At 62.9% G+C, this 10,346-nt stretch carries 9 protein-coding genes; 6 read left to right on the forward strand and 3 right to left on the reverse strand.

The features are described 5' to 3' along the window. The first annotated feature begins 17 nt into the window (after positions 1-17). The 6 genes from H6B51_RS08175 (at position 18) to H6B51_RS08200 (ending at position 7,242) form a co-directional block, all read left to right on the forward strand. Complete coding sequence (locus H6B51_RS08175; RefSeq protein WP_204883209.1) at positions 18-809, forward strand: sensor histidine kinase; 792 nt, start codon at positions 18-20, stop codon at positions 807-809. Between the two features lie 372 nt (positions 810-1,181). Continuing rightward, on the forward strand, positions 1,182-2,393 hold the full coding sequence (locus H6B51_RS08180) for a cation diffusion facilitator family transporter (protein ID WP_243421193.1): 1,212 nt from the start codon (positions 1,182-1,184) through the stop codon (positions 2,391-2,393). Between the two features lie 121 nt (positions 2,394-2,514). Further along, a complete protein-coding gene (locus tag H6B51_RS08185; RefSeq protein ID WP_204883210.1) occupies positions 2,515-3,210 on the forward strand; it encodes a response regulator transcription factor in 696 nt (231 codons plus the stop codon). Further along, positions 3,207-4,664, forward strand: a complete 1,458-nt coding sequence (locus tag H6B51_RS08190; RefSeq protein ID WP_204883211.1) for a sensor histidine kinase — start codon at positions 3,207-3,209, stop codon at positions 4,662-4,664. Before H6B51_RS08185 ends, H6B51_RS08190 begins: the two co-directional genes overlap by 4 nt. An 18-nt stretch (positions 4,665-4,682) precedes the next feature. Beyond that, positions 4,683-5,924: a S1C family serine protease gene (locus tag H6B51_RS08195; protein ID WP_204883212.1), complete on the forward strand. Its 1,242-nt coding sequence runs from the start codon at positions 4,683-4,685 to the stop codon at positions 5,922-5,924. Between the two features lie 166 nt (positions 5,925-6,090). Beyond that, positions 6,091-7,242 (forward strand): amidohydrolase, encoded by a 1,152-nt coding sequence (locus tag H6B51_RS08200; protein ID WP_204883213.1) that lies wholly within the window; start codon positions 6,091-6,093, stop codon positions 7,240-7,242. Positions 7,243-7,305: 63 nt separating this feature from the next. On the opposite strand, the gene rpiB is transcribed toward H6B51_RS08200, so the two are convergent. The 3 genes from rpiB to H6B51_RS08215 form a co-directional block, all read right to left on the reverse strand. Continuing rightward, a complete protein-coding gene (gene rpiB / locus H6B51_RS08205) occupies positions 7,306-7,731 on the reverse strand; it encodes a ribose 5-phosphate isomerase B (protein ID WP_204883214.1) in 426 nt (141 codons plus the stop codon). 12 nt (positions 7,732-7,743) lie between these two features. Continuing rightward, positions 7,744-8,535 (reverse strand): histidinol-phosphatase HisJ family protein, encoded by a 792-nt coding sequence (locus H6B51_RS08210; RefSeq protein ID WP_204883215.1) that lies wholly within the window; start codon positions 8,533-8,535, stop codon positions 7,744-7,746. A 14-nt stretch (positions 8,536-8,549) separates the two neighbouring features. Next, positions 8,550-10,346, reverse strand: a 1,797-nt coding sequence (locus tag H6B51_RS08215) for a glycosyltransferase family 39 protein (protein ID WP_204883216.1), incomplete at its 5' end; no start/stop codon positions are given.

Below are 10,346 nucleotides of genomic sequence, written 5' to 3' on the forward strand. Positions count from 1 at the left end.
AACAGGGAGGGAGAGGGATGGAGCCTGTTTCAGAGGACCTGGGACTGCTGGCGGTGGAGCAGTTTCGGGAGCAGATGAACAACCTGACGGCGGCGGTCCAGCTGCTTACTCCGGTGGTACGGGAAAAGGCCGGGCCCCAATACGAGTCCTACCTGGCCATCCTCCACCAGAGTCTCTACCGCATGATGCGCATGGTGGGCAACCTGGAGTTTCTTCAGCTGCCGGAGGAGGAGCTGCCCGTGGAGGAGGGCAGCCTGGATCTGGCGGGTCTGTGCCGTGCTCTTTGCCGTCAGGTGGAGGCCCTGGCCGCACAGGCAGGTCTGAACTTTTCCTATGAGGAGGAAACTGCCTCCCTCATCACCCGGGGGGACGGGACCCTGCTGCGGCGGATGCTGCTGTGCCTGTTCTCCAACGCGTTCAAGGCGGCGGGACAGGAGGGAAACGCCGGCCTGCGGCTGGCGGTGCGGGAGAGCCGCGCCATCCTCACCGTGTGGGACGACGGTCCCGGCCTGCTACCACCGGAGCCGGAGGAAACGAGTCTGCTGTCCCGGCACGACGGGTTGGGCCTGGGGCTGCGGGTGGCCCGGCGGATCGTTGCCCGCCATGGCGGGACTATCGTTTTTGAACAGCGGGAGGAGCGGGGCTGCCGGGCGGTGGTTTCCCTCCCCTTGATCAAGCCGGAGGGAGACGGCCTGCTGCGCACCCCCGGGCCCGCCTGGGACCGGGAGGGAGGGTTTTCCGATCTGATGGTGGAGCTCTCCGCCGTGCTGCCCTACCAGGCCTTCCTGCCGGCCGACCTGGAGGAGTAGGACCCTTTAGCGTGTCGAGCAAGCTCGACATGCTTCTCAGACATGCAAGCATGTTTTTGCGGGGATGCAGCCCGTTGCGTCGCACGCGCAAAGCGCGCGCGCTTGCGGGCTGAGCACTGTTTTTTCATAGCCTGGGGCCCGCCGCGCCACTGCGCGGCGGGCCCCCTTTTTCGACGGACACGCCCTTGACGGTGGGGAGCGTGCGTGGCATAATAATAGGAATCCTTAGACCTTGTTCGTACATGGTCAATGCGCCCAATCGGCGGGCCTTTTGCCCGCTGGACGGCCCATTTTTCTCTTGAAATCTGGCAGGATTCCTGGAGAAAATCGCTGGCCAGCAGCCCAAATTCCTCGCCGCTGGATATGCTGCCAATGTTCAAACAAGACCTGGAAATGGAAGTGATTTGCGTGACCGACCTTCTGGTGCGGACATTCATCCGGAACAGCCAAAATATTCAGGATCCGGCGGTGCGGGAGAAGTACGGCGTGCTCTCCGGCGGGGTGGGGATCTGCCTCAACCTGTTGCTCTCCCTGGGGAAGTTTTTCGCCGGCCTGCTCACCGGCTCCATTGCCGTCACCGCCGACGCCTTCAACAACCTGTCTGACGCCGGCTCCTCGGTGGTCACTCTGGTGGGCTTCAAGCTGGCGGGGCAGAAGGCGGACGACGGCCACCCCTTCGGCCACGGCCGCATCGAGTACCTGGCCGGGCTGCTGGTGTCCCTGCTTATTTTAATGGTAGGGGTGGAGCTGGGTAAGAGCTCCATTGAGAAGATCCTCCACCCGGAGGAGGTGGCATTCTCCCTGGTGACGGTGGTCATCCTGGCCTGCTCTATTTTGGTGAAGCTGTGGATGTGCCTGTTCAACCGGAAGCTGGGCCGCCGGATCGGCTCAGCCGCCATGGAGGCCACCGCCACCGACTCCCTGTCCGATGTGGTGGCCACCTCCGCCGTACTGGCGGGCACCCTGGTAAACCACCTGGCCCGCGTCAACATCGACGGCTGGGTGGGCGTGGTGGTAGCCCTGTTCATCCTGCGGGCGGGCTGGGGGGCCGCCAGGGATACCGTTAATCCCCTGCTGGGTGCCAGCCCGGAGCCTGAGCTGGTGCGGGCCATCGAGAAGCTGGTGCTCTCCCACAAGCAGGTAGTGGGGATGCACGACCTGGTGATTCATGATTATGGCCCTGGCCGGCGGATGTGCTCCTTCCACGCGGAGGTGCCCCAGGACGAGGACATCATGGCCGCCCATGACGCCATCGACCACATCGAGCGGGAGATCCTGGAGAAATTCGGCATCGAGACCACGGTACATATGGACCCCATCGCCACCGGCGACCCGGAGGTCAACGCCCTGCGGGAGCAGGTGGGGGAGCTGGTGCGGCAGATCCACCCGGATATGACCATCCACGATTTCCGGGTGACCCTGGGCCCCCAGCACCGCAACCTGATCTTTGACGCGGTGGTGCCCCACAAATGCCCCCTCAGCGATCCGGAGATTACCCAGCGGATCACCCAGGCGGTCCAGGGCCAGGTGCCCGGCAGCTATGTGGTGCTCCAGCTGGACCACCCCTATGTGGAGCGGGATTGAGGGACCCGGCGGAAAAATACCTTTGTTTTACAAAAAGTTCACCCAAACCTGAGCCATGGGGGTATAATGAGTACGATAACACCGGCAGAGGCCGGGCAGAACAGGTAAAGGACGGTGTACTATGGCCAGAAAGGTCCTCATTGTGGAAGATGACTCCAATATCGCGGAGCTGCTCCATCTCTATCTGGAGAAGGAGGGATTTGAGACGGCAGTGGCGGGAGACGGTGGCAAGGGTGTGGAGATGTTCCGCTCCTTCCGGCCCGACCTGGTGCTGCTGGACATCATGCTGCCTGTCATGGACGGCTGGTCCGTGCTGAAAAAGATCCGGGAGAACGATAAGACCCCCGTCATCATGCTCACCGCCAAGGGGGAGACCCAGGACAAGGTGGCCGGGCTGGAGGGAGGCGCTGACGACTACATCGTCAAGCCCTTTGAGATGAAGGAGGTGCTGGCCCGCATCCACGCGGTGCTCCGCCGTTTTGGCGGGGACGAGAGCGGCGCCGGAGAGAAAAAGCTCTCCTTTGATAAGCTGGTCATCAATCTGGACTCCTATGAGCTGCTGGTGGACGGCAGGCGGGTGGATACCCCGCCCAAGGAACTGGAGCTGCTGTACCACCTGGCTGCCTCCCCCAACCGGGTGTTTACCCGCAACCAGCTGCTGGACGAGGTGTGGGGGTTTGATTACTTCGGCGACTCCCGGACGGTGGATGTACACATCAAGCGTCTGCGGGAAAAGCTGGAGGGGGTTTCCCCCCAGTGGTCCCTCAAGACCGTATGGGGCGTGGGCTATAAATTTGAGGTAGTGAGCGGTTCATGAAGAGCCTGTACAAGCGGCAGTTTATCCTTACCGCCGGTATGATCCTGGTGTCCTTCGCCATGCTGGGCATTGCCTTTCTCACCTTGTCCTACCAGTACACCCTCCGGCAGACCCGGGAGTCCATGGAGCGCAACGCCAACTATGTGGCAACCTTCACTGCCAAGTCCAGATCCCTGGGGGTGAGCATCGAGGATGACCTGTACATCGCCCTTATTGCCACCATTGCGCAGATTTCCGACGCGGTGGTGCTGGTGACCGAGGCTGACGGGGAGATGGTGGTGTCCACTGACGGGGCAACTGTCCAGGGATACCGGGATCTGGGGGGACGATATCTGCCCCAGAGTATGGTGGATGAGGTGTCCCGGTCGGGGGAGTACGCCGGCATGACTACTCTGGGGGGCTTTTTCTCCGAAAAACGGTATGTGGCTGGTGTGCCCATCACCACCACCGGGGTGGAGCTGACCTCCGGCAAGGTGGTTCAGACCGTGGTAGGGGTGGCCTATGTGGCGGCAGAGGCTTCCAGCCTTACCGAGCTGTGGCGGGCGGTGATCACCATCTTCATCTTCACCGCCATCGTGGTGCTGTGCATTGCCTTCCTCACCAGCTCGGTGACCTCCATGAAGCAGACCAAGCCTCTGAAAGAAATCGCCGATACCGCCCGGAAGTTTGGCCACGGAGAGTACGAACTGCGGGTCACCGGCTACGAGGACCGGCGGGACGAGGTGGGGGAGCTGGCCGAGGCCTTCAACACCATGGCCGACGCCATCTCCAGGAGCGAGGCCCGGCGGTCGGAGTTTGTGGCCAACATCTCCCATGAGCTGAAAACACCCATGACCACCATTGCCGGCTTCTCCGACGGGATCCTGGACGGCACCATCCCCCCGGACAAGGAGCGGGCCGCTCTTCAGACCATCTCCTCCGAGACCCGCCGGCTGTCCAGGCTGGTGCGGCGGATGCTGGACCTGTCCCGGCTCCAGTCGGCGGAGAACGTCACCGCCCAGGAACAGTTCGACGTGTCCGAGATCATGCTGCGGGTGCTGGTGAGCCTGGAGACCAAGATCAACGCCCGCCGCCTGGACGTGGACACTCAGCTGCCCGACGGGGCTGTGATGGTGTGGGGCGATCCGGACGCTATCACCCAGGTGTGCTACAATCTGCTGGACAATGCCATCAAGTTCTCCGATCCGGGGAGTACCATGGGCTTGTCCATCACCACCAAGGGGGGCAAGGCCTATGTGTCGGTGCGCAATACCGGTCAGACCATTCCCCCTGACGAGCTGGCCATGATCTTCGACCGATTCCACAAGAGCGACAAATCCCGCAGCGTGGACCGGGAAGGCGTGGGCCTGGGCCTGTATATCGTCAAGACCATTCTGAACAACCACAAGGAAAACATCACTGTGACCAGCCAGGAGGGCGTGACGGAGTTCGTCTTCACCCTGACCCTGGCGTAAGAAGAAGTGGGGGGGACCATGCGGGGCTATTACTACGACCAAAACCGGGTCTATCCCGTCCGGCCGTCCAAGCCGCCCCGGCGGCCCTGGCGGGCAGTGCTCCTGCTGGCCTGTACCCTGCTGCTGCTGGCGGGGGCGGGCCTCTGCCTGCGCATCCTGCTGGACATGGGGGCCAACAACCAGGCCCTGGCCTCTCCCGCCCCCACCCCCGGATACAGCAGGGAGGAGGAGTGGCTGGACTGGTGGGAGGAGCAGGAGGCCAGCGCCGAGACCACCGTGGAGCGGGCGCCCACCGGCGGTCAGGCCACCCTGGCCCTCTTGCCTCAGCCGGAGGGGGAGCCCCACAGCTTCCAGGAGATTTATCAGGAAAACATCCAGTCCATTGTCAGCATCTGGGGCGAGAGCGACCGGTCCTATTCCTTTGGTACCGGGGTGGTGCTGACGGAGGACGGGTATGTGATCACCAACGCCCACGTCATCCAGGGCTGTTCCGGGGTAGAGGTGACTCTGCAGGACGACCGGAGCTATAAGGCCCTGCTGGTGGGGATGGACAGCCAGAGCGACCTGGCGGTACTGAAAATCGACACGGATGGCCTGCGTCCTGCCATTCTGGGGGACTCCGCCCTGCTGGAGGTGGGGGACTCGGTGGTGGCCATCGGCAATCCCCTGGGCCAGGAGCTGCGGGGCACCATGACCGACGGTATCGTCTCAGCCATCAACCGGGATGTTTCTGTGGATGGATATACCATGTCCCTCATCCAGACCACCGCCGCCCTCAACTCGGGCAACTCCGGCGGCGCCCTCATCAACCGGTATGGCCAGGTAGTGGGCATCACCAATATGAAGATGTACGCCTATGACGACACAGTGGAGGGCCTGGGTTTTGCCATCCCCACCGCCACCGTCAAGGCGGTGGCCGACGTGCTCATCCGGGACGGGGTGGTCACCGGCCGGCCCTCCATCGGCATCACCTGCTATACCGTCACCGAGGAGATGGCGGAGGCCTATGAGATCCCCGTGGGGGTGTGCGTGGACGAGGTAAAGACCGGTTCGGACGCCGAGGCGCAGGGGATTCTGCCCGGCGACGTGATCGTGAAGGCCAACGGCCTCACCGTCACGGACATCGACCAGCTGCTGACCCTGAAGGAGGGGCTGAAGGCGGGGGATACCCTGGAGCTGGTGCTGTGGCGGGAGGGAGAATACCTGGACCGGACCATCACCCTGGTGGAGCAATATGTTCTGGACGGCGACGGGCCGTAAGGAAAAAGAAAAGGGACTGCCGCGATTTCACGGCAGTCCCAACTTGTGCGGGAGAAAGGGATCATCGTCCTTGAAGCCACACGATGATTGATGAGCCACAGGATCAAAATACCACAAATTACTATATTTGTCAAATAGAAGTTTTGTCGAAAGGCGGAATCTGCACATGGTCATCATTAACGGGGTGGTACACCCCATGGATGGGCCGGTACTCCCCAGAGGGTACGTGTCCTTTGAAGCCGGGAAGATCACCGGGGTGGGCCCCATGGAGGAGGCCCCTCAGGGGCAGGAGGTACTGGACGCCCGGGGGGGCCATGTGTTCCCCGGCCTCATTGACGCCCACTGTCATCTGGGGCTGTTCGGGGACGCCCTGGGCTTTGAGGCCGACGACGGCAACGAGTCTACCGATCCCTGTACCCCCCAGCTCCGGGCTCTGGACGGGGTGAACCCCCTGGACCGGGGCTTTGCCGAGGCCCGGGCGGCGGGAGTCACCACGGTGCTCACCGGGCCCGGCTCGGCCAACCCCATTGCCGGTCAGTTCATTGCCTTGAAAACTGACGGCCGGTGGGTGGACGAGATGGTGGTAAAGGCCCCGGCGGCCATGAAATTCGCCCTGGGGGAGAACCCAAAGTCAGTGTACAACGACCGGAAGGAGACCCCCGTGACCCGGATGGCCACCGCCGCTCTTATCCGGGAGGAGCTGTCCAAGACGGTGGAGTACCGGGACAAGCAGGACAAGGTGGATGAGGACCCGGAGGCCGATATGCCTGACTATGACGCCAAGCTGGAGGCCCTGCTGCCGGTGCTGCGGAAGGAGACGCCTGCCCACTTCCATGCCCACCGGGCGGACGATATCGCCACGGCGGTACGGCTCAGCCGGGAGTTTGACCTGGATCTGGCCGTGGTCCACGGCACTGAGGGCTACAAGGTGACAGAGCTGCTGGCGCGGTATAAGGTGCCCGTCATCACCGGGCCCTGCCTCACCGACCGGTCCAAGCCGGAGCTGGTGGGTCAGATCCTGGAGAATCCCGCTCTGCTGACCAGGGCGGGGGTGGAGGTGGCCATTTGCACCGACCACCCGGAAACTCCCATTCAGTATCTTCCCTTGTGCGCCGCCATGGCGGTGCGGGGAGGCATGGAGCCGGAGGAGGCCCTGGCGGCCATCACCAGCGTTCCCGCCCGCATTGCCGGCATCCAACACCGGGTGGGCACCCTCACCCCCGGCAAGGACGCGGACATCGTGGTCGCCACCGGCCACCCCCTGGACTGGAGCAGCCGGGTGACCGCCGTGTTCCTGGAGGGAAAACGAATCGGATAAGAGGGAGACTCTGCCCCGGTCATAACAAAAGGCCCGCCATCCGGCGGGCCTTTTTGTGCCTGTTCAGGGTTCGATCTTGTCCACCCGGCGCTGGTGGCGGCCTCCCTCAAACTCGGTGTTCAGGAAGGCGTTGAGAATGCTGTCGGCCATGTTGGGCCCGATGAGGGCGCCACCCAGGGCCAGCATGTTGGCGTCGTTGTGCCGCCGGGTCATCTCAGCGGACAGAGGCTCGCTGCACAGGGCGCAGCGGATGCCCTTCACCTTGTTGGCGGTGATGGAGATGCCGATGCCGGTGGTGCATACCACGATGCCCCGGTCGCACTCCCCGGAGGCCACCGCCTCCGCCGCCGCCCGGCCGAAGTCGGGGTAGTCGCAGCTGTCGGACGTATAGCAGCCGTAGTCCTTGTAGGCCAGCTGGTGCTGGTCCAGGTAGTCCATGATGTGGCGCTTGAGGGCCAGCCCTCCGTGGTCAGAACCCAGTGCGATCATAATAACTCCTCCTCATAACGTATGGAATTTAGGTTTGCGTTTTTCATAGGTGGCCACGTAGCGGAATCCAGCCTCCTTCAGCAGGGCGCAAGCCTCCCGGATGCCCTTGCCTACTCCCTCGGGGGTGTGGGCGTCCGAGCCGGTGGTGACGATTTCTCCGCCGCACTCCTTGAACAGCCGGAGGGTGGGCAGCCAGTCCTCCAGGGTGCGGCCCCGCCAGGTGTTGATCTCCATGCCCCGGCCCCGCTCCGCCGTCGCCTTGAAAATGACCCGCAGCTGGTCGGTGTACCGCTCCAGGGAGATGGGGTGGTCCATGTATCGCAGGGGGTAGATCACGTGGCCCAGCACGTCGTAAAAGTCAGTGACCGCCAGCAGGGACATGGAGTGGAAGTAGTCGTCCAGGGCGGCGTAGCAGGCCTCCGGAGTGGGGTAGTCCACATAGTAGAAGTCCACGCCCCCCTTTTCCGGGCACAGGTTGTGGAGGGAGCCTAGCACAAAGTCCAGTTCGGGCAGGGACAGGATGGTCTGGCTCAACTGGGGGTTCAGGTGGGCCATGCCGAACTCCATCCCCAGGCGGATGGTCAGCTTTCCGGCGTAGCGGGGTGCGATCTCCCGGTACTGCGCCAGGGCGGGGGCCCAATCGTAGCCGGTGACCGGCTGGCCGTACAGCTCCAGCAGGTCGCAGTGGTCGGTGATGCACAGCTCGTCCAGCCCGGCTGCCACCGCTGCTTCCGCCATGGCGGTCAGGGGCGTTTCGCTGTCGGGGGAGACCTGGGTGTGGGTGTGATAATCAGTGAGCAGCATGGGTTACCTCCAAATCAAAATGGCCAGGCGGGGAACCACTTCAGGATATAGCTGCCGTACCAGGAGGGGTAGGTGATCCCCACCAGCACGGGATAGAACAGGGCATAGAGGGCGGTTGCCCCGCCGGTGACGGCGTACATGGCCCCTTTCCAGCGGATCATGTTTTCCCGCTCCGCCAGGGTATGGAACACATAGCACAGGGCCAGGATGAGGAAAAGCACCGAGGGGAAGTAGTGGTAGGCGAAGGTGATGCGCCCGATGAAGAACCAGGGCACCAGCTGGGCCAGATAGCCCACCACGATGAACAGAGCCACCGCCGACCGGCGGCGGATGATCTGCACAGCGGTGGAGAGGATGGCCACCAGGCCGCCCCAGCACACCACCGGGTTGAGGAAGGCGGCAAAGCGGGTGGTAACGCCCTCCACCGAGTTGTCCATATAGTACAGGATAGGCCGGGCGTTCACCAGCCACTCGTACCACCGGGAGGAATAGGGGTGGGTATCCACTACGCCGCTGTGGTAGGAGAGCATATACTTCTGGTTCTCCCACATCTCCTTTATCAGGTTCTGTAGGGACAGATCCCCGGAGGCGGAGGCGTAGGGCAGGTAGGACAGAGTATAAATAACGGCGGGGATAAGGGCGAACACCAGCACCGACCAGGCCAGGATCTTCACGGTCCAGGCCACCCGCTCATGACGGGTCTCCTCCGGCCAGTGGCGCAGCTTGAGCACCAGGCCCACGAAGTAGAGCACCACCAGGCCGGTGCAGCCGTAGATCACCGTCCACTTGGAGGCCGCCCCGATGCCCCAGAACAGCCCCGACAGGAAGAGGGGAAGGGCGCACTGTTTGAAGGAGGCTCCGTCGGGCAGGGACAGGTACCGGTACATGAAGTAGTACATCAGCAGGATGAAGAGGAAAGCGTAGGTGTCAATGGTGGCCAGCCGGGTCTGGGTCAGATGCATGAAGTCCACCGCCAGCAGGATAGTGCCGCAGGTGGCGATGGAGGTGCGGCCGAAGAGGTTTTTCAGGAACAGATAGAGCAGGGGGACCATGACCACCCCCAGCAGGGTGCCCATGAACCGCCAGCCAAAGGGAGTCATGCCGAAAAGGGCGATACCGATGCTCATGATGAGCTTGCCCAGGGGCGGATGGGAGATCTCATAGGGCTCGATGTTCCGCAGGTGCTCATAGGCGGTGCGGGGGTGGTAGATCTCGTCAAAATAGGCGGAATTCATAAAGGTGATGGTGTCGGGCACCAGATCAGCCTCGTCAAAGAGAGGGTTGGTGGCGTCGTCGATCCAGATCCGGTCCCCATTCTCGTCAAAGAGGGCCACCTCGTCCAGCTCCAGCAGGCTCTTGTTGGCCTGGCCGGTGATGCGGATATAGTAGACATACTGGGGATTGTCAAAGACGATCTCGTTCCACTTGAAGAGCTGGTTGTAGTTCTGAGTCATGGCGTAGCTGTCGGCATAGCCGGTACCGTCCGCCCAGTAGTAGCCGGTGATCTCGTCGGGATCTTCGGGGTCGTCCTTCCGCTGCCACAGGGAGAGCCAGTTCGCCCCGTCGGTGGAGATCTCCACCTGGTACTTGCCGGTGCCCAGGCCGGAGAAGTACCACATCTTGGACACCAGGACCTGCTCGGGCAATACAAAGGTAGCCTGCTGTTCGTCCCCAAAGTCCCAGGGGGACTGGGGAGCGGTCAGGTCGCCCAGGTGAAAGAAGGCGGTGAAGGCATATGCCAGGGTGATGAGCACCATGGGAATGGCGTCCTTCTTTACCAGGGGGTGGCGGCGGCCGGCAAAGGTGAAGGG

The organism is Pseudoflavonifractor phocaeensis, from assembly GCF_016901955.1.
In the GTDB taxonomy this organism is placed as follows: Bacteria; Bacillota; Clostridia; order Oscillospirales; family Oscillospiraceae; genus Flavonifractor; species Flavonifractor phocaeensis_A.

Excerpts from the sequence above, each read along its gene's own strand:
- H6B51_RS08175 (WP_204883209.1), top strand. The coding sequence starts at position 18 with ATGGAGCCTGTTTCAGAGGACCTGGGACTGCTGGCGGTGGAGCAGTTT.
- H6B51_RS08180 (WP_243421193.1), top strand. The coding sequence starts at position 1,182 with ATGTTCAAACAAGACCTGGAAATGGAAGTGATTTGCGTGACCGACCTT.
- H6B51_RS08185 (WP_204883210.1), top strand. The coding sequence starts at position 2,515 with ATGGCCAGAAAGGTCCTCATTGTGGAAGATGACTCCAATATCGCGGAG.
- H6B51_RS08190 (WP_204883211.1), top strand. The coding sequence starts at position 3,207 with ATGAAGAGCCTGTACAAGCGGCAGTTTATCCTTACCGCCGGTATGATC.
- H6B51_RS08195 (WP_204883212.1), top strand. The coding sequence starts at position 4,683 with ATGCGGGGCTATTACTACGACCAAAACCGGGTCTATCCCGTCCGGCCG.
- H6B51_RS08200 (WP_204883213.1), top strand. The coding sequence starts at position 6,091 with ATGGTCATCATTAACGGGGTGGTACACCCCATGGATGGGCCGGTACTC.
- rpiB (WP_204883214.1), bottom strand. The coding sequence starts at position 7,731 with ATGATCGCACTGGGTTCTGACCACGGAGGGCTGGCCCTCAAGCGCCAC.
- H6B51_RS08210 (WP_204883215.1), bottom strand. The coding sequence starts at position 8,535 with ATGCTGCTCACTGATTATCACACCCACACCCAGGTCTCCCCCGACAGC.